Here is a 20,488-nt window from a genome sequence, read left to right as displayed (position 1 = left end):
CTCACAGGCGAGAAAATTGGGGGCCAAACACGAGCAACAACATTGCTCAGAAAGAAAGAACTGGCATTCCTCTGCAATTGGAGCGCTACTGAGTCGGCCAGCCGCGACGGCAGCGCTGATATCTCACCTCGCGGGCGCGGGGGCTTAAGGCAGTGCGGCAGATGATGCTGCACGATGCGCCAAGCGTCAGCGTAAGGAGATACGGTTGCGTAGCATTGAGACCGAACCTGTGGGAGTGTCACAGATCTCCATGATCAAGTTCAAATCCTCATGGCCGGCGCCATTTCGGGTGTGTTTTCCGATGCTGGAGACGGATAGAGCGGCGCGACGGTCGAAATGAATTATGACTGTGATTTGATCGAAGATACTCCTTCTTGACCGGTACGGATTTATCTGCCATTTTAAATCAGACGCATTGATTAAAATATTTAAAAATGCCTCTTCAAGAGATATTTTCAATATCGTACTCGTTCCCCCGGGATGGACGATGATGGACGAGAAGATTGTCCGTTTGCACACATATCAGAAGAACATAGATCGATATGTGCGCCTGCTCGAAACGACGCTGACCGAAGTTGAACGGCAGTACATTGAGAGGCGCTTGGCCGAAGAACGATCGGCTATGGCACTGCTGTCTGCCTCGTCGCCTCGGATGGCTATCGAGCCTAACGTTGCCAATCAGGCATGCAACCGCCGGCCCAGCTTCCACGCCTCAGAATAGAGCATCGACATCTCCTTCGCTTACCGTCGCTAGGTCCCAGAGTGTCTGGAGCGATCTGTTTTCCGATATCGTAGGCCGTTAACACTTGCCGAAAATTCGTGCGCAACCTGACCTGGGCTCTTACTGACGGCTTGGATGATCACCTCCAAATTAGCGTTGGCGTGATGGTCAGTGATCGACCGTTGCTGGTAACCATCCCGATGCCTCTCCAGCACACCGCCGCTTTCATTCTTTCAATTCTGCATTCATATCCCGAGGACTGCCAGCGCCCACGATGATGCAGGATTCGAAATTTACGCTCCTCCGTTCAACGCCGGCGAGAGCTCGCCCGGATCAATTCAGCGGTGAATTTCGGCATAGCGCCAAAGGATCCGCCCGCAAGTCGAGATGACGTGGAAAGGCAGATTTTCCCTTACGAAGGCAATTGCGGCGACTATGCCGTCACCAAGCGCCATCGACTGCTGCGATCCGGCTGGCCGCGCTCGGCTCTCCTTCTCGCTGAGGTCATCATCCGAACTAACGGAGAGCATCATCTCGTGCTGCTCGTGCGTAAGAGAAGAGTGGTCCCTGCACTCGATAATCTGAGCCCGGTCGTGACGCCACTAGTCGAGGCGCTGGATGGGTACGTCATCGTGCGCGCGGAGTCTGGCACAGATCCACAACGGTGGACACGGGACGTCGCCGCCTTCTAGCTAGGCTACTGGCCGACTACCGGGCCAAGACTGAAAGCTGTCATCAATCCGATCCAGCTTTTCTCTGCAGGGGACTTTTGGCACACCGCTGCAGCCAAGCTGCCGTTAATCTAAGCTTGATTTTCGTTCTGTTTCACCCTCCCTAGCCAAGTCAATTCCGTGTAAGCACAGATTTCCATTTCTGGGACTGATATGACCAAGAAACGAGCACTTATTACCGGCGTCACCGGCCAGGACGGCGCTTATTTGGCCGAACTTCTTCTACAGAAGGGATACGAGGTCCACGGCATCAAGCGCCGGACCTCCCTCTTCAATACCGACCGAATCGATCACCTTTACCTTGACCCGCATGAGCCGGACCCGCCGTTCCGGTTGCACTATGGCGACCTCACGGACTCATCGAGCCTGATCCGGATCGTCGGGCAGGTACAGCCTAATGAGATCTATAATCTCGCTGCCCAAAGCCATGTTGCCGTTTCGTTTGAGGAACCGGAATATACGGCAAATTCAGACGCGCTGGGCGCGCTCCGGATTTTAGAGGCGATCCGGATCGTTGGCCTGGAGAAGAAGACGCGTTTCTACCAAGCCTCGACGTCCGAACTCTATGGCCTCGTGCAGGAGATCCCGCAAAAGGAGACGACGCCCTTCTACCCACGTTCCCCTTACGCGGTCGCCAAGCTCTACGCGTATTGGATCACCGTGAACTATCGTGAAGCCTACGGCATGTATGCCTGCAATGGCATCCTGTTCAATCACGAGTCTCCCGTCCGCGGCGAGACCTTTGTCACCCGAAAAATCACGCGCGCCATGGCGCGGATCCATTTGGGCCTGCAGGAACGTTTGTATCTCGGTAATCTCGACGCGCTGCGCGACTGGGGACATGCCCGCGATTATGTTGAGATGCAGTGGTTGATGTTGCAGCAGGAGAAGGCAGAGGATTTCGTCATCGCTACCGGCAAACAACACTCGGTGAGGGACTTCGTCAACGTCGCGGCCAGCGAGATTGGAATGCGAATTCGCTGGGAAGGCGCGGGGGTCGATGAAAAGGGATACGATGCCAAAACTGGAAAGTGCGTTGTATCGGTCGATCCCAGGTACTTCCGACCGACCGAAGTCGAGACGCTTCTCGGTGATCCTGCCAAGGCGAGACAGAAGCTCGGATGGGAGCCGAAAACGTCGTTCGAGAGCTTAGTTCGGGAGATGATGAAGGAGGATCTCGAATCCGCAAAGCGCGACGAGCTGATCAAGCAGCACGGCTTCCGCTACTTCGCGCGACACGAATAGCCTGTTGGTAGGTCGTCATCGCGATTGATGAGAAGCAAGTAAGCGCTTTCGCGGCGCTTGCTGTTGGCTGCTCTTGTCAAGCGACGTCATCGCGGTGCCATCTCTCTTTAGGCCAAGCGAACCGCATCTTCGGCCGGAAATGAGGCGTTAGAGACCGGACCGACGTCTCGCTGCTCTTGCCAAGACCCCAAGGTTTCCGAGGAGATGTCTTGCCGCTATCGCCGCACTCTTGCCTTCGGTGACTTCCTCGAGCTTATACTGAAAGTAGTCGGGCAAGACACGATCCAGATCGAAGGGGCTGGTTAGCGACGAATAACCCTCGGGACAATAATCGCCGCGACAAAAAACGAGAAGGTTCTGTCGATACCAGGGCCGAATTCGGCTGTCGTCATATATCTGCGGTCGGACGCAATCGAAGGCGCTGTAACCATGGCCGCTAAAACGTTCTGCCCAGTAGGATGGCCACTGCTCGTTCAGGTGGTTTCTACCGCCTTGCCCTTTGACTGCAGCAGAGAACACTACGATTGGTGCAGCGGCCACGAGCGCGGAAACGAACTCATTCGCGCTACTCTCGGGCAAATGCTCGGCCACCTCTAACGAACACGCCAAATCGAATTTGCGGCCGATATCGGTGATGGATCGAAGGTCCATGGATCTGAACCTTTCCGACGGAATTTTGAGCTGATCACGAGGCACATAGTCGCCGTCAATTCCGAGATAATCGCTCACACCGTTCGTAGCGAATTCGTGCAGCCAGGTGCCGACTCCGCAGCCGACGTCAACGACCGAATTTACTTTGAAAAGTCGAAGCACCAGTGGGACGATCACCGACGCAGATTCGAAAGACCCGCCGGACTGCTCCTTGAAGAACTGCGCACCGTAATGCTCAGCGACAGACTTCTCCATATCGACACCTCCGGACACCCAACCCTCCGGACAAGCAAGCCTGCGCCATGCCGGCGCATAACGTCAAGCCCGTCACTCATTGGAGTTTGCAGCAAAATGTGACCTATGCGACCGAGTTCCGCACTGCCACATTTGTGGTGCGCGACCTCGGCTCGCGGATCGCACTCCCAACTTCGAGCGCTGCAATAACGCGGGCTCTATCGCGGCAATACGTTCGGGTTTCTTCTTCAATTGATCTTTCACCGACTTTGAAGCACCTGGGCAACATCGCGTATTTCGAAGAATGCGTCGCCGCTTTGCCGCCATTGTTTCGAACGGAATACTGGCGTGCTTAGCATGGAGCGGGTTGACCTCCCTTTAAGTGGAGGTCAAATTGCCGGGTGGGCTGTTCAGGCGACAAGCACAGGCGAACTCATTATGCTCACAGCGCCGCTACGCTTTGCCGGCCGATTGCGCCGCTACATTTCCCGCCGCCTTTACGGCGATCCCGACTCCTATCTTGAACTATGTTCCGGCGTGGTTCATGTCGGAGCAAATGCTGGCCAAGAACGAGACCTCTATGCCCGACACAAACTCAAGGTGGCGTGGATAGAACCCGTCCCGGAGCAATTTGAAATGCTTCGACAAAACATCCGTTCGCTGCCTGACCAGCGGGCAATCAACGCGCTGATCGCCGATACTGATGGCAAGCCCTATACTTTCCATGTCTCGAACAATGATGGCCTGTCATCGTCCATTCTGGATTTGCATGACCACAAGGACATTTGGCCGGATGTGCGCTACGTCCGCGACATAACGGTTCGTTCTTTGACGTTGAAAACGGCTCTTGAAATGTGGCAGGTCGATCCCGGGCAATACGATGCCCTTGTGTTGGACACCCAGGGTTCGGAGTTGCTGGTTCTGCGGGGTGCGCAAGAAATCTTGCCGCAATTCAGATTCATCAAGGCCGAAGCGGCGGACTTCGAGTCATATCGGAATTGTGCGACCGTTGATCAAATATGCTCGTATCTGAAAGCTTTTGGCTTTCAGGTGAGACGCGAGGACCGGTTTGCGAAACGTGCATCTGGTGGCGCCTATTTCGACATCTTGTTCGAACGCGTCTAAGGCTGAGGTCAGCGAATGACGCCAACCTGGCGGCTTTGGTCTGAAGCGGATCTGATCCGCTGATTCCCTCTCGACTCCTGGCGGGCCGCGCCCGTTCTCCCCCCCGCGTATCCGGCGACAGGCGCCCTTGCCTCGCCGCCGCCCTACGAACAACCGAAAACGGCCAAACTCCCCGAACGAAATACGCGGTGCTAATGTTCCCGCGATTTGATTCAACGTAAGCGGCAATAGATATGCAACCCGTATCGCGAGCGGCGGCCCATTTCAGAGCTGATGTCGAGGGGCTTAGGGCGATCGCAGTTCTATCGGTCGTCGCCTTTCACTACGGAGTTCCAGGCTTAACCGGCGGATTTGTTGGCGTAGACGTTTTCTTCGTCATATCCGGTTTCCTGATCACGCAACTTCTGCTTCGAGAGATAGCCGCAACCGGGCAGCTCGATTTTCTTGGCTTCTACGGTCGGAGAGCTAAGAGGCTTTTGCCCGCCGCCCTCATCGTCACGCTGGCGACCTTGATCGTCGGATACTTCGTGCTGGCGCCCTTTGAACAGAAGGAGATGGCCAAGTCGGGCGCAGCTTCTGCGCTGTATGCCGCCAATGTTTGGCTCCTCCACCAGTCCATGAACTATTTCGCCCCCGAAAGTTCGCTCAATCCCTTCCTTCATACCTGGTCACTTTCAGTCGAGGAACAATTTTACTTAGTCTGGCCCGCGTTTCTCCTCATTGTCGGTCGCTTCAGCCAAAAGATCCTCCTGCTAGCCTTACTGATTGTAGTGTTCGGATCGTTCGCTAGCTGCATCCACCTGACCTACGGCAAGCAAGCTTGGGCGTTCTATCTCGCGCCCCCTCGAGCGTGGGAGTTTGGAGCAGGAGCTCTGATTGCAACAAGACCCTTGGAGCGTTGGGCAAAGCAGCCGGGCTCAAGTTCAATCATTGGATGGTTGTCATTTGCGATTCTCATCCTGTCATTCTTTGCTATCGACGGCTTCATGCCGTTCCCGGGAGTAGTTGCCGTTGTTCCAGTGGCAGCTACGGCACTGCTGCTGCTCACGGGGGACAATCCTGCTGGACCGTCCGCTTTGCTCAGGACGCAGCCGTTTCAGTTTTTCGGTGCCCGGTCCTACGCCATTTACCTCTGGCATTGGCCGATTGCAGTTCTCGGTACGGTGCTTGTCGGCAGCACGGCACTCGCTAACTGCCTCTTCTTTGTCATGACAGTCGTTCTCTCCTCGCTCAGCCTCGCCTGGCTCGAATACCCGATCAGAGCTAGTCACTGGCTGGCACAACGATCTGTCCGCTCAATTGTCATGGGCGGCGCCCTTACGCTAACCGCCACAGTTGCCGGCATCCTCTCGTTCACGATTGCACATTACGTTACGGATGCTGCGCAAGCGACCATTGTTGCCTCAACCTCCAAGTATTCACTTTCGAGTGAGAGTGGTTGTCTAGCCGGGTTCACGACACCGAGGCCAATTCGTTGCGTGTTCGGCCCATCGAGCTACACGAAGACAATTGTTCTGTTGGGAGATTCTCATGCCGATCAATGGACGACCGCGCTTGCGACTATTGCGGAACAGAGAGGATGGCGGCTTATCACTTACCTAAGAGCTTCCTGTCCTGTCGCCGATATCCCGGTTTCCAAAGTCTACAGTTTGCGGCTCCGTCGGCTTTCGCCCCAATGCGCAAGCTGGCGCGAGCAGGCAATCGCGATGATAAAAACTCAAGATAGCCCGGATGCGATACTGTTGGCGCAGTTTTCGAGCGGAAACGTCAAGGGACCATTCACCAATCTGGGACCTCACGCAGTGAGCATTGAGACCTGGGAGCGTGGATTATTTGGAGCGCTCAAGGAACTCGAACCCGTCAACGCCAAGCTCATTGTGATCCGCGACAATCCCACTCCTTACCACCCGGTCGGTAATTGTCTCGCTCGGGCGGAATGGCGCGGCCTACCATTTAGCACCTGCAGCCGCAGTCTTTCGCTCGCTACAAGCAACGAAGTGTTCGAAGCAGAGCAACGTGCCGTCTCGTCCATCAACAACGCGCGCATGATGGACCTAACATCGTCGATTTGCACGGGCTTGGTATGTCCGGCCATTCGCGACGGCGTCGTCGTCTATAGAGACGCCAACCATCTCACAGTCGATTTCACACTCGTGCTTATGGATCGTCTCGCCGCAGAACTAATCGCCGCGCTCTGAGGAAGATCGTGTCGGTCAAGCGTCGCAGTGAGCGAGATTCGGACGTGAGCGCTCATCGTGGCACTTACTTCCGGCTAGTCTCGGTCGAAAGGCGCTTTCCAAAAGAACTCTCAAAAGCTACCTCCAATTGCTTCAGGTACTTACGGAGATCGATTTGCGAAATTGCCCTTATCCCGCGAATCCCTTCTCGATACTCGCAAAGTGAAGCAGCGAACTTGCGCTCGGTGAGCACCTGCCATCGGGGCATGCCAGCTTCAGCCTTGAGCCTTGGGCTCGTTTGCGGAGTTGATTGATGCTTCAATCATCCGGACTGGCGACTTCCTCTTATGCATCATCAGCTCGTCGGCCGCTTGCAATTTAAAGAACCGGTGCACCTGCTGATCGATCAGTCGCTCGATGCGTTCTTCGGCGGCAAGGTCCGCGAACAGGCGCTTCTCGTTCAGCACCTTCGCAGCAGCTTCTGCGGAACGATTGCCTTCTGTGGTGGGGTGACGCGTGCGCACCATTGGAAGCAATACGCCGTCAACCTCCCTTTTAAGCGCAACGATCCATTGAGAATTGGTTTCGTAGTTTCCTTCCGGACAGGCCTTCTTGAGGTGTTCGGCGAATTCGGCGGGCAACATCTCAATTGCGCACCGTAAGGTCGACGCAGGGAGGTCGCGATAGAGGCTGGTACTGAAATTAAAGAGCTCATCGTAATCTTCGCGGACGCGCCGAGAGCGCGTATTCGCCTCATTGAGCCTTGCGGCCTCCTGTTTCATGTGTTCGAGCCAATCATCAGCGAGCGGCGGCGGGTGCTGCCACAGAATAGCATTTTCTGCACGATCAAGTTCGGCAGCCAGATCGAGTTCGCGCCTCTTCTGAATCCGACGCTTGCGCCACATCAAGAAAGCGATGCTCGCCATGCATTCTTCCTGGAGAGGGCCGTCGGGGCAGTATTTCTCAATTAGCCCACGACGCAACCGGTCGAACTCGTCCCCGCTTTCCCAAGGCATCAAGTCGATCGAAGAGAAGGCGCCGTGCTTCAGGGCGCTCGGCTTCCTGGAGATGACAGCTTTCCGCGCGCTACCGGCGGCTCTTGTGCGAGGGCTGAGAGGCTCATCTTGAGACATGAGGTAACTTCTCCGTCTTGCTAAAAGCCGACCTCCCCCTTTCGATTTTTGTTCTGAAGTTAGAAAAATCGGCCAGGCGAGAGCCTGCTGCGGCATTCCCGTTGCCGATTCGAATACTGATCTTCCTACCGTTCGAGAAAGCGGTCTAGCTCTACCGTCAGAATGTCCACACTTTTTGAAGGCGCCGAGCTAGCGCGGGCTACCGACAGGCTGCAAGCGCACTACGGGTCGGCTAAAGGCGCCGGTCGGCACATCTGCCATACGCATGAAATCAAATGAACATCAACTCTCCGGCGAGCGTTACCAGCCAAAGCAGTAGGCCCATACGAGCAATATCATGCGGCGTTCAGTGGAAATTATACACAAGCTCAAAGTTCAATCGGAGAACTCGGAGACCGCTAGGAAATGATGCAGTTGCATCGGCAATAGATCGCTTGTTGACGGCGATCGCGAACGCTCAATCCGCACTGACCTATGAACAAATGGCGATTGAGGACCGCATCACCTCCGCACTCGCTCGCCGCTTTGAGCTTTGGAGATAGATGGACGTGCTCGTCGGTCGGCAGCAATCTCCGCTGATGTAATCAACTCGTCTTCCGGGCGTTAGCCTAGCCACGCCGATCCTATTGTGGGCTATCGTCAGTAGAGCGGAGGCGGAGGCGCGCTCGCCTGCCGCTTGTGGCCCAAAGCTGACACCATGTGCAGGTGGCGACGAAACCGACTGCTCCCTTGACGCCCCTCAGAGCGATGACGCCATGAAGGTCGACAGAAGTTTCATCCGCGGTCCTGCGGCGCGCCTTGTTCTGCCAAACGCCCGAGGTCACGTCAGGAACCGGGCGATGCCTTCGCGGATACAAGCCAGGATTTCATCCTGCCGCTCCTCAAGACGGGACACTGGGCCGCCGACGCCGAGGACCAGGTTGCGTCCGAAGTCGCGCTTTGGCAGCAGGACTGCAATCACCCCGGCGTCCTGGACGATGATGTGTTTTGAGAACATGTAGCCGTCGCGCCGGATGCCGTTGATGATCTTCATCAACGCGTTCAGTTCGAAGTGCTCTTCCCGCGGGCAAACGGCATTGATGCGGCGCAGGAGCCGTTCGATCTCGACGTCGGTATGACCACTGAGCAGCGTGCGCCCGATTCCGCTGATCGCAAGCGGCCGGACATCGCCAGACTTCACTTCGAAGCGCAAACGTTTGCTGGTTTGTAGAGCGTGAATGTATTGAGCATGCAGATCGGATTGCGTGCTGATGCTCACAAGCTCGTCGAGCTTCTCATGGACGAAATCGACCAGCGCAAGGATGGCGCTGTCGCCGAATAGCCCGGTGTCCAGCCACCGGCCCATCTGGGCAATGCGCATCGTCGGCATGTAGGTGCGATTGTAGCTGTCATAGAACAGGTAACCGAGCATCGCCATGCTCTTCAGCAACGCCGCAGCGCTGGACGTGGGATAGTCGCACTTGGTCGCGACTTCCTTCAGCGAGATCGGCCGTTTCACATCCTCGAAGTACTCGAGGACTTCGAAGATCCGCTTGGCTGACTTGATGCTGGAATCCATCATCTTCACACTTGTGGAAATATTTCCAAGAACCGGCATCAGATATTCTGATAGGCCAGAACTTGGCGCGGTCGCAACTTAGCGCCTTAACACCGTGATCGCAACCATTTTCCATATATATGTAAATAGAACTACATATCTGTAAAGAGTAGACTCAGGGGCGCCCTGCTCTTAGTGTTCTCCCCCGGCCGGCAAGGCCGCGGCGTCACAGCCGCCCAACAACAAAAACGCCCACGGGTGGCGCGCGCTTGCAAGGAGACGTCATGGAGCTGGGAATGAAATTGTCTGCCGCGTTCGACTGATGCCGGCCGGTGCGACCGGTCGCTGCACGGCTCCCAGTCGCCAAGTTGAACCTGCTCGCGACCATTCTCTTGAAGATCAACCCTCGCGCTCACGACGGTGACGCTGGCCAGGCCACTGTGCGCAGCGACGGCAACACCTCTCAATACCGAACAGGGATTTGCTTGCATGGACTATCGATTGCCTGAAGGCAGCTGCGATTGTCATTTTCACATCTACGGCCCGTTCGATCGCTTTCCGCCCGGAAACGAGGGACGCTTTACCGCCGCACGGCCATTCACGATCGAAGACGCCTTTGCCATCTGGGACAAGCTCGGCGTCACGCGCGGCGTTATCGTTCATGCGGTGGGATCTGGAGAAGACAACGCTGTCACTTACGACGCGCTGCGTCGCTATCCCGACAGGCTTCGTGCCGTCGCAATCCTGCAGCCCGACGTCTCGGATCGCCGGCTCGATGAACTCACCAATGCCGGCTTCAAGGCGGTGCGCGTCACCATGATCCGGCAGGACGGCAAACCGGTCTCGACACTCGGCACCAGCTACGACGATCTGGTCAAGCTCGCCCCTCGCATCGCGGAGCGAGGCTGGCATGCCCAGCTCTGGATCGAGAGTTCGGATCTGGTCGCCGCTGCCGCCGAGCTTGAGAAGCTGCCGCTGAACTACGTGATCGACCATATGTCGCGGACCATGGCCGACAAGGGGCACGAGCATCCGGATTTTCGCGCCTTCACCGACCGGCTGAAGACCGGCCGGTACTGGACCAAGATCTCGGGTGCGGATCGCAACACGCGTGTCGGCCGTCCCTATGCGGACACGGCGCCCTTCATGCGCGCCATCGTTCAGGCTGCCCCGGATCAGGTCGTGTGGGGCAGCGATTGGCCCCATGTTGGCCACAGCGCCGAGACGAGGCCCGATCTTCAGGATCTGCTTCGCCTGCTGCACGAGTGCGTCCCCGGGGAAGCCATCCGCCGAAAGATCCTGATCGCCAATCCGGCGCGGCTCTACAATTTCTGACAAGACCGAGGAAGCCTTGGAGAACAACAACAAGCTGCCGCTCGATGGCGTGATCGTCATCGATCTCGGGCAGGTGTATCAGGGTCCGTATGCCGGCTTCCTGATGGCGCAGGCCGGAGCGACCGTCATCAAGGTGGAGCCGCCGAACGGCGAGCCGGTGCGTCATCGTGCCCGCATCAGCAAGGGCAACGCCGTCCCGTTCGCGATGCTCAATGCGAACAAACGCAACATCAGCCTGAATCTGAAGTCGCCAGACGGGGTCAGGGTCCTGAAGGAGCTCGCGGCGAAGTCCGACGTGCTGATCGAGAACTACGCGCCAGGCGTGCTCGATCGACTGGGCGTCGGCTACGCCGTGCTCAGCGCCATCAATCCGCGGCTGATCTACGGCTCGGCCACCGGCTACGGCCTGTCGGGCCCCAGCCGGGACAATCTGGCGATGGACCTGACCGTCCAGGCGATCTCCGGCATCATGAGCGTGACCGGCTTTGCCGATGGTCCCCCGGTCAAGGCGGGGCCGGCCATTACCGACTTCATCAGCGGTGTGCATCTGTACGCCGGCATCCTCACCGCGCTCTACGATCGGGCGAGGAGCGGCCGCGGCCGGCTGGTCGAGATCGCGATGGTCGAGACCGTCTATCCGGCGATGGCCTCGAACCTGGCCGACGTCTTCAATCGCAAGGCGGCGGCCCCTCGCACCGGCAACCGCCACGGCGGGCTCGCGGAGGCGCCCTATAATGTCTATCCCGCGTCCGACGGGTATGTCGCCATCATCAGCGTCAACGAATCCCACTGGACCGGACTGACGCGCGCGATGGGACGGCCGGAGCTGGCCGACGATGCGCGCTTCAAAACGGTGCTCGACCGTTTGAAACACATCGATCTAACGGACCAGGTCGTCTCCGAGTGGTCCTCGCAGCTCACGCGCGATCAGGTCACCGAGCTTTGCCGCATCAACAGGGTGCCTTGCGCCGCGGTTCGCGACCTGCGCGAGGTGACCGAAGACAGTCACCTCCATGCCAGGGGCATGTTGCGCGAGATCGAGCACCCGGAATACGGCGACATCCTCGTGCATCGCAGTCCGCTGGTGCTCCACGATACGGCAGCGCCGGACTACGTCCCGTCCGCGCGTCTTGGTCAGCACAATGGCGAGGTCCTGTCGGAATATCTCGGCTTGTCCACCAGCGAGATCGATGCGTTGCGGCGCTCCGGCGCCATTGCACAAGCATGACGGACGTCGAGGCGCGAATTTCCGGTCCGCTAATTCGGGGGAAGATCACAATGGTCAAGCTGTTTGAAAGCATCGCGTTTCGTGGCGTCGAGTTGAGCAACCGGATCGTCGTCTCGCCGATGGGAATGTACTCGGCCGAGAACGGCTACGTCACGCCGTTCCATCTGGTTCACTATGGCAAGTTCGCCATGGGCGGGGCCGGGCTTGTCTTCGTCGAGCAGACGTCGGTCACCCGGAAGGGGCGCATCACCAACGGCGATCCCGGATTGTGGGAGGACGGCCAGATCGACGGCATGCGCCAGATCGTTCATGTCATCAAATCGCATGGCGCCAAAGCGGCGATCCAGATCAATCACGGCGGACGAAAATCGAGCCAGCAGCGCGCGTTCCGGGGCAACAGTCATTTGACGGACCGCGATATCGAGATGGGAGAGGAAACCTGGGTGCCCACGGGGCCGTCGGATGTCGCGTTCTCCGAAGGCTTCCAGACTCCTATTCCTCTTAGCAAGGAAGGCCTCGTCGGCGTGCGCGATGCATTCGTCGCGACGGCGCGCCGGGCCGTGCTGGCGGGTTTCGACGTCATCGAGCTTCACATGGCTCACGGCTATCTCCTGCAATCATTCCTGTCGCCGCTCGCCAATTTCCGCAGCGACGAATATGGCGGCAGCCTCGAAAACCGGATGCGTTTTCCGCTGGAAGTGACGCGCGCCGTGAGGGCCGCGCTCCCTTCGTCCACCCCGCTCTTCGTGCGCATCTCGGCCACGGACTGGATCGATGGTGGCTGGGAAATCGAAGATAGCGTCGTCTTCTCCCGCAAATTGAAGGAGCTGGGCGTTGATCTGGTCGACTGTTCGACAGGCGGTAATCTTCGCGCCGGATCGACCAATGCCAATCTCGGTCGCGGCCCAGGCTACCAAGTGCCGTTCGCCGAACGCATTCGCCACGAGGCCAACATTGCAACCGGCGCAGTCGGCATGATCCGAACCCCGGATTTCGCGGAGAAGATCCTGCAGGACGACCGTGCCGACCTCATCTTCATGGCCCGCCAGATGCTCTTCAATCCGTTCTGGGCGCTCCACGCAGCAGAGCATTTCGGGCTGACCGGCAACTTCGAGAAGTGGCCCGAACAATATGGCTGGTGGCTCGCCAAATGGGGCGGAGCGCTTCGCACCAATGGCGAAAGCCTGCACGGGGTGGAGCGATACCACGAGGCCGCCGAATAGGGCCTCCGCCTGCGCGGCTGGCGTCACAAGATCGATTCTGATTTCGAGGGTTAAAATTTCAAAGGGAGTGAAAAAATGAGAAGTGTGCTGGCCGCGTCGATGGTCTTCCTAAGTCTTGCTTCGGCTCACGCGCAGACGCCTGCGTCGAAGCCGGTCAAGCTCGGCGTGCTCAACGATCAATCGGGCCAATATGCGGATGCCGCGGGGCCTGCGGCCGTTGAAGTCACCAAGATGGCGATCGCCGACTTCGGCGGTAAGCTGCTGGGGCAGCCGATCGAGCTCATTTTCGCCGATCATCAGAACAAGACGGATATCGCCTCGGCTATCGCCAGGCGCTGGATCGACACGGAAAACGTCGACGTCATTCTCGACATCGGAAACTCGGCGGTCGCGCTGGCGCTTGCCGATCTGGTCCGCGACAAGAACAAGATGATGATCGTGTCGTCGGCGGGGGCCTCGACGATCACCAACGAAAAATGCTCCCCCAACACCTTCCAGTGGACGTATAACACCAACACGCTGGCGCGCAGCACGGCGAAGGCGTTGATGGGGCAAGGCGGCAACGAATGGTTCTTCCTGACGGCCGATTATGCCTTCGGTCACGCGTTCGAAGCGGATGCTTCGGCCGTGGTCAAGGCGAACGGCGGCAAGGTCGTCGGTTCCGTACGCCACCCCTTCAACACAAGCGACTTCTCGTCGTTCCTGCTGCAGGCCCAGAGCTCCGGCGCCAATGTGCTGGCGCTCGCCAATGCCAGCGGTGATACCTCCAACTCGCTCATGCAGGCTCACGAATTCGGCTTGCTCGGACTCAAGAGCAAGATGAAGGTGGCGGCGCTGCTGTTCCAGATCACGGATGCCAAGTCTGTCGGTCTGAAAAACATGCAGGGTCTGTACACTTCGGAGGCCTTCTACTGGGATCGGAATGACGCCTCGCGCGCGTTCGGGAAGCGGTTCTTCGAGAAGGTCGGCCGTATGCCGACCATGGTTCAGGCCGGCCTGTACTCGGCAACTATGCACTATCTGAAGGCCGTCGAAGCGGCCGGAACGCTCGATACCGCCGCCGTGCTCGCAAAATTTCGTTCGATGCCCGTGAACGATTTCTTCTCGGAGAAGGGATATGTTCGTGAGGACGGCATGCACATCCACGACTACTATCTTCTGCGCGCAAAGACGGTCGAGCAGTCCAAGGGTCCTTGGGACTTCTATGACGTTGTCGCAACCGTCCCGGCCGAAGACGCCAACATTCCTCGCGAACAAAGCAAGTGTTCGCTGATGAAGAAGTCCTGATCTTCGGGCGTCATGGACCAGCCAGGGCTTGATCGGCAGTTGCAGTGCTGCCGCTCAGGCCTCTCGCTTCCAACGCTCGGGAAATCGTCAGCACTACTTTTCACATCCATGGAAATGCGACGTCGTCCCTGACGCGCATTGGCATGCGGAGACTGGCCACCTAATCTTGGATCAACAAGGGAGGCCGGGATGAACGAAACGTTGCTGTTCTCGCCACTACGTATCCGGGATGTCGAATTCAAGAACCGGATCGTGGTCCCGCCGATGCTGCAATACGTTGCAGAGCGCGGCTTTCCGACGCCCTGGCATCTGAGCAACGCCGGCAAGTTCGCCGCGGGCGGCGCCGGTCTTGTGATCGTGGAGTCGACCAAGGTCGAACGCCGCGGCTGCGGGACGATTGGAGACCTCGGCATCTGGGATGACAAGTTCATCGCGCCGCTCCGGCAGATCGCCAGCCTCATCAAATCGAACGGCGCGTTGGCTGGCATCCAGCTCGGGCACACCGGCCGGAAGGGCAAGGCCCGGCGTCCCTGGGAAGGTGACGGCACGCTGTCTGCGCAGGAGCTCGCAGCGGTTGAGGACGTGCAAGGCTGGGACCTGATCGGTCCGAGCCCGCTTTCATTCGGCAGCGGCTATGTGACGCCCCGTGCCCTGGAGCGCAGCGAGATCCCCGATGCGATCGACGCCTGGGGCAAGGCGGCGGCGCGGGCCGACCAGGCCGGCTTCGACGTCGTCGAGCTGCATGCCGCCCACGGCTATCTGATCCATTCGTTCCTCTCGCCCGAGGCCAATCAGAGAACGGACGACTATGGTGGCAGCGAAGCCAACCGAATGAGATTTGCCATCGAGGTCGCCGAGTCCGTTCGCGCCCATTGGCCGGCGTCCAAGCCCCTGTTTGTCCGCCTGTCGATCGAGGACGAGGCGGGTTGGGGACCGGCGGAGAACGCCCGGCTGGTGCGTATCCTGAAGACGAAGGACGTCGATGTCATCGACTGCAGCACAGGAGGCCTCAACAGCAAGGTCCCGAACTTTTTCCGCCTCAACGCGTACGGCTATCAGGTCCAGTTCGCGGACTATATCCGCCGCGAGGCAGACATTATGACCATGGCGGTCGGTCTCATCATCCACGGCGATCAGGCCGAAGCGATCCTTCAGAACAAGAAGGCCGATCTCGTCGCGGTCGGCCGCGAGTTCATCAATAACCCGAACTGGGCGATGGACGCGGCACAGAAGCTCGGCGCCGATCCGACCTTCAGCGCGGTCCCGCCCCAAATGGGTTACTGGCTCGAAAAGCGCGCCCGCCGCGGTTTCGGCGGAAATCCCTCCACGTGGCAAAAGGGCATCGCGGCGGATAGCTGATCACCGCTGGGCGGAGTTGCGGAGCCGTTCCGCTCATGTTGATTACCTGCAGGCGTGCCGTGGCTCGCCTCGTGCAGAATCCGAGCAGCGAGCAATCAGAGAGACATGTCCACTTCAGAACTGATCAGGCAGATCGAAGCGCGGCGTCCGCCGGCATGGGAGCTTCTCGGCATAGGAGGCGTCACCTACGATAAGATACTGAACCGCGTCACGATCGAGTGGCATGCCGAACAACGCCACTGCCACTCGGTTGAAGGCCACCCAAGGGGCGGCATCGTCCAGGGCGGAATTGTCACGGGATGGCTCGACGCCGCCATGGCCACCGCGTGCCTGTTGCGTGGTGAATACCAGATCGCGGTCGCAAGCCTCGAAATCAAGGTCGCGTTCCTGCTGCCCGCGCATCCGGGCCTGTACCGTTCTTACGGCAAGGTCGTGCGACAAGGACGCAGCATCGGCTTCCTGGAAGCCGAGCTGCGGGATTCGAACGACGTGCTCATCGCGACGGCAAGTTCGACGGCGGCCCTGCGGGCCAAGAATCCCGCCGGGACCAGCCCAGCGTGATCCCCTCGCGGCTTTCGGCTCTCAGAAGCCGTAGAGCCGGGTCGGATTGTCGATCAGGATCTTCCTGCGGACAGCTTCGTCAGGCACGCAGCGCCTGAACAGGTCCATCAGCACGGACTCTTTCGGGACCGCATCGCCGGTGTGTCCGACATGCGGCCAATCGCTGCCCCAGACCAGCCGGTCGGGGTTAGCGGCGGCCAGCGCCTTCATGAAATCCTCGGTGTCCTTGTACGGGCTGCCGACGCGCGTGTTGCGGTCGGCGCCGGACAGCTTGCACCAGTAGCGGCCGCTCTTGAGGCCGCGGTCGCAGAACCATTGGTAGCCGCTGTAATTGACAGTCTTGTCCGCCATGGTGCGCCCCTGGTGATCAATCACGAAATCAAGCGGGAGCTTTTCGATCTCAGGCGCCAGCTGCTGCAGATCGCCGGTCTCGATCCAGAGCTGCGCGTGCCAGCCGCGCTCGGCGATGCGCGGCGCCAAGGCCTTCAGATCGTCCAGGTTCATGCCGCCCGACATCACGGGCTTGCCATCCTGATACAACAGATTGATGCGCACGCCCTTGAAGCCGGCGTCGGTCAACTCGTCCAGCCGCTTGTCAGTGACGTCCCGGTTGAGGATCGCGACAGCGCGCAGCTTGTCTGGAAAACGCTTCAAGGCTTCGAGCGTCACCTCATTGTCCGAGCCGGCATTGCCGGCATGGACGATAACGCCGCGCGAGATGCCGATCGACTTCCAAACGTCGAACAGCATCTCGACCGGGAATTCCTGCTTCGGCGAAAACCGGCCGGCATGGTCGGCCGGGAAGCGATTGAAGGGCCCGTAGATGTGGACATGGCAATCGCAGCTGCCGTCCGGGAATTTTTCGAGCTTCTCCGTCATGATGGCCCCTCACTTGCCAGTGAAATTGGCGGATCGGCGCTCCGCCGTGGATTTGACGCCTTCGCGAAAATCGTCCGTCACACGCAGGCGGTTCTGCTCGGCGAGCTCGTGATCCGTGGCGCGCTTGACGCGGTCCGCCAGACCTGCCCGCATGGTGGCGCGGGTCGACAGGAGGCCGAGCGGCGAGCATTCGGCAATCTCCTGCGCGAGCGACACAGCGGCCGCACGAACCTGATCCTGAGGAACCAGCACGCTGGCCAATCCCATTGCCCGCGCCTGCTCACCGGTGACGCGCCGGCTCGTGTAGAACATCAGCTCTGCGTTCGACTTGCCAATGGCTTCCGGCAGCGTGACGGTCAGCCCGAAGCCGGGGTGGAAACCGAGACGGGTGAAGTTCGCGGCAAACCGGGCCTCGGGGCACGTCACGCGAAAATCCGCCGACATCGCCAGGCCAAAGCCGCCGCCGATCGCGGCGCCATGCACGGCCGCGACGATCGGCTTCTTGTTCCGGAAGATGCGAACCGCCTCGATATAGAGGTGGCCGCCGTCCCGCCGGTCGTTGTTCGCCTGCGCGCCCTGAGCCGGCGTATTGAAATCCGCACCGGCGCAGAACGCCTTGCCCTGCGCGGCAAGGACGACCGCCCGGATTTCGCTCTCCGCATCGATCTTGTCGAGGGCGTCGGCAATGTCGCGAATAAGCTGAAGATCAAAATAGTTCAGCGGCGGCCGCTGGATCTCGATCGTTGCGACGTGGCCTTGCCTGGTAACTGCGATATCAGTGCTCATGTGGTGTCGAATTCCTTTCGTATCTGCTGATCAGCGAAGCCCGAGCCCGCGCGCGATGATGCCACGCAGGACTTCCGTGGTGCCGCCCTGGATCGTCAGCTTCGGTGCGATCTTGAGCTCGAAGTCCAGCTTGTTGCGGAAGGCGTCCTCTTCGTCGTCCTCGAGGTCGAGCAGCGAAGCGAGCTCGCGGACCCGGTGCGGCAGGCCCTGCTCCCAGACCGTGCCGAGGTCCTTGACGATTGCGGCCTCGACGACGGGTTCGCGGCCGGCCTCGAGCATCCCCGCCACCGAGACGGACATGCGGCGCAGCGTGTGCAATTGCGCGACCAGTCGCCCGATGCCGACCGTCACTCGGACGTCCGGCTTGACGCCCGCCGCGTTGGTGAGCGCGAGCAGCGCGTCATAGGTTTCGAGAAACCGCTCCGGCCCGGAGCGCTCATAGGCCAGCTCGCTCGTGGCCTGCTTCCAGGCACCGTCGACCTCGCCGATGACGTGGTCATCCGGAATGAAGGCATCTTCGAAGATGACCTCGTTGAAGTCGCGCTGGCCGCTCATCTGTCCGATTGGTCGGCAGGTGATGCCCCGCGTCTTCATGTCGACCAGGAACGACGTCAGGCCATGCCGCCGGTTCTCCTTGATCGAGCTCGAGGTCCGGAACAGGCCGATCATGTAGTCCGCCAGATGCGCACTGCTGGTCCAGACCTTCGATCCGTTGATCAGCCAGCCGCCGTCGGTCTTGGTCGCTTTCGTCCGCGCCGCGAACAGGTCCGAGCCGGAGTTGGGCTCGCTCATGCCGATGCAGAAAAACAGCTCGCCGCGGATGATGCGGGGAAGCACGTCCTGCTTGATCTTTTCATGGGCGTAGCGAATGAGGGTTGGACCGCTCTGCCGATCCGCGACGAAGAAGCGCCGCACGGGAGCATTGGCAATCCGCATCTCCTCGGTCACGACATAGCGCTCGAGAAAGCTGCGCTCCTGACCGCCATACTTCTTCGGCCAGGTCATGCCGATCCAGCCTTTCGCGCCGACGCGGCGGGAGAATTCATCGGCATTCTTCGCGCCGACCTCCGGCCTGTCGGGATCGAACGTGCCCGCTGCGATCTCGCTCTGCAGAAACGCCCGGACCTCCTTGCGCAGCTCCTGGCAATGCTCCGGCAGGCGCATGGCGTCGAAATGAATAAGGGACATTGTGGCTCCTTTCAGCGAGAGGCCAGCAAGGGCCAGAGCTCCCGGGGACCTCTTGCTGTGATGAACTCGCCGAGCTTAAGGCTCCAGAACGTTTCGTCGCCGAACTCATCCCGCCACGAGAGCAGGCGCAGCGTGAAGCGGTGCAGGATGTGCTCATCCGTAAACCCGATCGCGCCGTGCACCTGATGGGCGATGCCGGCACCGACCTCTGCGGCCTCGCTGCAGCGAATCTTGGCTGCTGCGATCTCCAGCAGAGCTGCGTCATCATCGAAGCCGGTGTTGGCGATGGTATCGGCCGCTGACGCCGCAGCGGACGCTGCCGCAGCAACCTCACCGCCGAGCCGCGCCAGGCTGTGCTGAATTGCCTGGAATTTCGAGATCGGCTTCTCGAATGCAATCCGCTGCTGCGAATACAGGACGGAAAGCTCGAGTGTCCTGTCCAGAGCACCTGCGATCTGCTGCGCTCGCGCCGCCGCGCCCATCAGCAGGAGAACATCTTTTTCGCGTCCTCTCGCACCCTTCAAGCGCGCGCATTGAACCGGCAAGACGTTCGCGAATTCCACGGTGTCGCGCGCATCGCCAGCGAGGCTCTTGCCGGGCTTCAGAGTGCAGTCGGCCGTTCGGACCAGAGCCACCGCAAGCCCATCGTCTGCCGTGGCCAGCGCGACGATATGGTCGACGTCGCCAGCGAAGGGCACCATGCGGGCGCGGCCGTTGATGCGGCCGGTCTCGTCCAGCATGAGATGATCTTTCGGCCGCACCGGCGCCACCGTCATCGGGCCGCCTGGCGCGGTCAGACCAGCCCTGTCCAGCAGCCACCCGGCCAAAAGCGTTTCCGCCAGCGGCGCTGCCAATGCCGCGCGACCTGCCTGGCGGATGATGCCGAAGCCATCGGCAAGCGACGCCTCTGCTCCACCGGCGGTCTCCGAGACCCAGGCCAGATCGAGGCCAATCTCCCGAAGCGACGACCAGAGCGGCGCCTTCCATGTATCGTCGCGCTTCTGCACGATCGTCTGCGGATCGGCCAGATCCGCAAGGACACGCGCGGCGGTCTCGACGACGAGGGTTTCCGAAGCTGACATCGTCAT

At 59.6% G+C, this 20,488-nt stretch carries 19 protein-coding genes; 12 read left to right on the top strand and 7 right to left on the bottom strand.

The window, feature by feature from the left end:
* Nucleotides 1-487: 487 nt before the first annotated feature.
* From IVB12_RS32100 to gmd, 3 genes are all read left to right on the top strand, one after another.
* Nucleotides 488-721, top strand: coding sequence for a hypothetical protein (locus IVB12_RS32100; protein ID WP_247305498.1), 234 nt, complete (start codon nucleotides 488-490; stop codon nucleotides 719-721).
* 344 nt (nucleotides 722-1,065) lie between these two features.
* Complete coding sequence (locus IVB12_RS32095; RefSeq protein ID WP_247305495.1) at nucleotides 1,066-1,413, top strand: transglutaminase-like cysteine peptidase; 348 nt, start codon at nucleotides 1,066-1,068, stop codon at nucleotides 1,411-1,413.
* Nucleotides 1,414-1,605: 192 nt separating this feature from the next.
* Nucleotides 1,606-2,697 (top strand): GDP-mannose 4,6-dehydratase, encoded by a 1,092-nt coding sequence (gene gmd, locus IVB12_RS32090; protein ID WP_247305491.1) that lies wholly within the window; start codon nucleotides 1,606-1,608, stop codon nucleotides 2,695-2,697.
* 147 nt (nucleotides 2,698-2,844) lie between these two features.
* Here the strand turns inward: gmd and IVB12_RS32085 are convergent, their stop codons facing one another.
* On the bottom strand, nucleotides 2,845-3,603 hold the full coding sequence (locus IVB12_RS32085; protein ID WP_247305489.1) for a methyltransferase domain-containing protein: 759 nt from the start codon (nucleotides 3,601-3,603) through the stop codon (nucleotides 2,845-2,847).
* A gap of 47 nt (nucleotides 3,604-3,650) precedes the next feature.
* Between IVB12_RS32085 and IVB12_RS32080 the strand changes: the two genes are divergently transcribed.
* From IVB12_RS32080 to IVB12_RS32070, 3 genes are all read left to right on the top strand, one after another.
* A complete protein-coding gene (locus IVB12_RS32080) occupies nucleotides 3,651-3,938 on the top strand; it encodes a hypothetical protein (protein WP_247305488.1) in 288 nt (95 codons plus the stop codon).
* A 1-nt stretch (nucleotide 3,939) separates the two neighbouring features.
* Nucleotides 3,940-4,707: an FkbM family methyltransferase gene (locus tag IVB12_RS32075; protein WP_247305486.1), complete on the top strand. Its 768-nt coding sequence runs from the start codon at nucleotides 3,940-3,942 to the stop codon at nucleotides 4,705-4,707.
* A 233-nt stretch (nucleotides 4,708-4,940) separates the two neighbouring features.
* Nucleotides 4,941-6,905 (top strand): acyltransferase family protein, encoded by a 1,965-nt coding sequence (locus tag IVB12_RS32070; RefSeq protein ID WP_247305484.1) that lies wholly within the window; start codon nucleotides 4,941-4,943, stop codon nucleotides 6,903-6,905.
* A 254-nt stretch (nucleotides 6,906-7,159) separates the two neighbouring features.
* Here the strand turns inward: IVB12_RS32070 and IVB12_RS32065 are convergent, their stop codons facing one another.
* Together IVB12_RS32065 and IVB12_RS32060 are read right to left on the bottom strand one after the other, a co-directional pair.
* Nucleotides 7,160-7,810 carry a hypothetical protein gene (locus tag IVB12_RS32065; RefSeq protein ID WP_247305482.1) on the bottom strand — a complete coding sequence of 217 codons (651 nt, stop codon included), beginning with the start codon at nucleotides 7,808-7,810 and terminating at the stop codon, nucleotides 7,160-7,162.
* 1,027 nt (nucleotides 7,811-8,837) lie between these two features.
* Nucleotides 8,838-9,614, bottom strand: coding sequence for a helix-turn-helix domain-containing protein (locus IVB12_RS32060; protein ID WP_247305480.1), 777 nt, complete (start codon nucleotides 9,612-9,614; stop codon nucleotides 8,838-8,840).
* 429 nt (nucleotides 9,615-10,043) lie between these two features.
* On the opposite strand from IVB12_RS32060, the gene IVB12_RS32055 reads away from it, so the two are divergent.
* The 6 genes from IVB12_RS32055 (at nucleotide 10,044) to IVB12_RS32030 (ending at nucleotide 16,547) form a co-directional block, all read left to right on the top strand.
* Entirely contained in the window at nucleotides 10,044-10,889 is an 846-nt protein-coding gene (locus IVB12_RS32055; RefSeq protein ID WP_247305479.1) for an amidohydrolase family protein, read from the top strand.
* Between the two features lie 16 nt (nucleotides 10,890-10,905).
* On the top strand, nucleotides 10,906-12,117 hold the full coding sequence (locus IVB12_RS32050) for a CoA transferase (protein WP_247305477.1): 1,212 nt from the start codon (nucleotides 10,906-10,908) through the stop codon (nucleotides 12,115-12,117).
* A gap of 50 nt (nucleotides 12,118-12,167) precedes the next feature.
* Entirely contained in the window at nucleotides 12,168-13,340 is a 1,173-nt protein-coding gene (locus IVB12_RS32045) for an NADH:flavin oxidoreductase/NADH oxidase (RefSeq protein ID WP_247305445.1), read from the top strand.
* Nucleotides 13,341-13,415: 75 nt separating this feature from the next.
* Nucleotides 13,416-14,627, top strand: a complete 1,212-nt coding sequence (locus IVB12_RS32040; protein ID WP_247305442.1) for an ABC transporter substrate-binding protein — start codon at nucleotides 13,416-13,418, stop codon at nucleotides 14,625-14,627.
* A 189-nt stretch (nucleotides 14,628-14,816) separates the two neighbouring features.
* Entirely contained in the window at nucleotides 14,817-15,986 is a 1,170-nt protein-coding gene (locus IVB12_RS32035) for an NADH:flavin oxidoreductase/NADH oxidase (RefSeq protein WP_247305439.1), read from the top strand.
* Between the two features lie 105 nt (nucleotides 15,987-16,091).
* The gene (locus tag IVB12_RS32030; protein WP_247305436.1) at nucleotides 16,092-16,547 is read left to right on the top strand and encodes a PaaI family thioesterase; all 456 of its coding nucleotides are present in this window, start codon (nucleotides 16,092-16,094) and stop codon (nucleotides 16,545-16,547) included.
* A gap of 21 nt (nucleotides 16,548-16,568) precedes the next feature.
* Here IVB12_RS32030 and IVB12_RS32025 read toward each other — a convergent pair whose 3' ends face one another.
* Genes IVB12_RS32025 through IVB12_RS32010 form a run of 4 tightly spaced genes read right to left on the bottom strand, consistent with a single transcriptional unit; the run spans nucleotide 16,569 to nucleotide 20,482 of the window.
* Nucleotides 16,569-17,426: an amidohydrolase family protein gene (locus IVB12_RS32025; protein WP_247305435.1), complete on the bottom strand. Its 858-nt coding sequence runs from the start codon at nucleotides 17,424-17,426 to the stop codon at nucleotides 16,569-16,571.
* Between the two features lie 9 nt (nucleotides 17,427-17,435).
* Complete coding sequence (locus IVB12_RS32020) at nucleotides 17,436-18,212, bottom strand: enoyl-CoA hydratase/isomerase family protein (protein ID WP_247305432.1); 777 nt, start codon at nucleotides 18,210-18,212, stop codon at nucleotides 17,436-17,438.
* 30 nt (nucleotides 18,213-18,242) lie between these two features.
* Nucleotides 18,243-19,400, bottom strand: a complete 1,158-nt coding sequence (locus IVB12_RS32015; protein WP_247305429.1) for an acyl-CoA dehydrogenase family protein — start codon at nucleotides 19,398-19,400, stop codon at nucleotides 18,243-18,245.
* 11 nt (nucleotides 19,401-19,411) lie between these two features.
* Complete coding sequence (locus tag IVB12_RS32010) at nucleotides 19,412-20,482, bottom strand: acyl-CoA dehydrogenase family protein (protein WP_247305426.1); 1,071 nt, start codon at nucleotides 20,480-20,482, stop codon at nucleotides 19,412-19,414.
* Nucleotides 20,483-20,488: the final 6 nt, after the last annotated feature.

It is taken from the genome of Bradyrhizobium sp. 179 (assembly GCF_023073535.1).
Classification (GTDB): Bacteria; Pseudomonadota; Alphaproteobacteria; order Rhizobiales; family Xanthobacteraceae; genus Bradyrhizobium.
The sequence above is the reverse complement of the archived record's forward strand: the minus strand, read 5'-3'. Positions and strand labels throughout refer to the sequence as shown.

Bases quoted from the DNA above. Each gene is read 5' to 3' on its own strand.
- IVB12_RS32100 (WP_247305498.1), top strand. From the start codon at position 488: ATGATGGACGAGAAGATTGTCCGTTTGCACACATATCAGAAGAACATA.
- gmd (WP_247305491.1), top strand. From the start codon at position 1,606: ATGACCAAGAAACGAGCACTTATTACCGGCGTCACCGGCCAGGACGGC.
- IVB12_RS32085 (WP_247305489.1), bottom strand. From the start codon at position 3,603: ATGGAGAAGTCTGTCGCTGAGCATTACGGTGCGCAGTTCTTCAAGGAG.
- IVB12_RS32080 (WP_247305488.1), top strand. From the start codon at position 3,651: ATGCCGGCGCATAACGTCAAGCCCGTCACTCATTGGAGTTTGCAGCAA.
- IVB12_RS32075 (WP_247305486.1), top strand. From the start codon at position 3,940: ATGGAGCGGGTTGACCTCCCTTTAAGTGGAGGTCAAATTGCCGGGTGG.
- IVB12_RS32070 (WP_247305484.1), top strand. From the start codon at position 4,941: ATGCAACCCGTATCGCGAGCGGCGGCCCATTTCAGAGCTGATGTCGAG.
- IVB12_RS32065 (WP_247305482.1), bottom strand. From the start codon at position 7,810: ATGGCGAGCATCGCTTTCTTGATGTGGCGCAAGCGTCGGATTCAGAAG.
- IVB12_RS32060 (WP_247305480.1), bottom strand. From the start codon at position 9,614: ATGCCGGTTCTTGGAAATATTTCCACAAGTGTGAAGATGATGGATTCC.
- IVB12_RS32055 (WP_247305479.1), top strand. From the start codon at position 10,044: ATGGACTATCGATTGCCTGAAGGCAGCTGCGATTGTCATTTTCACATC.
- IVB12_RS32045 (WP_247305445.1), top strand. From the start codon at position 12,168: ATGGTCAAGCTGTTTGAAAGCATCGCGTTTCGTGGCGTCGAGTTGAGC.
- IVB12_RS32040 (WP_247305442.1), top strand. From the start codon at position 13,416: ATGAGAAGTGTGCTGGCCGCGTCGATGGTCTTCCTAAGTCTTGCTTCG.
- IVB12_RS32035 (WP_247305439.1), top strand. From the start codon at position 14,817: ATGAACGAAACGTTGCTGTTCTCGCCACTACGTATCCGGGATGTCGAA.
- IVB12_RS32030 (WP_247305436.1), top strand. From the start codon at position 16,092: ATGTCCACTTCAGAACTGATCAGGCAGATCGAAGCGCGGCGTCCGCCG.
- IVB12_RS32025 (WP_247305435.1), bottom strand. From the start codon at position 17,426: ATGACGGAGAAGCTCGAAAAATTCCCGGACGGCAGCTGCGATTGCCAT.
- IVB12_RS32020 (WP_247305432.1), bottom strand. From the start codon at position 18,212: ATGAGCACTGATATCGCAGTTACCAGGCAAGGCCACGTCGCAACGATC.
- IVB12_RS32015 (WP_247305429.1), bottom strand. From the start codon at position 19,400: ATGTCCCTTATTCATTTCGACGCCATGCGCCTGCCGGAGCATTGCCAG.
- IVB12_RS32010 (WP_247305426.1), bottom strand. From the start codon at position 20,482: ATGTCAGCTTCGGAAACCCTCGTCGTCGAGACCGCCGCGCGTGTCCTT.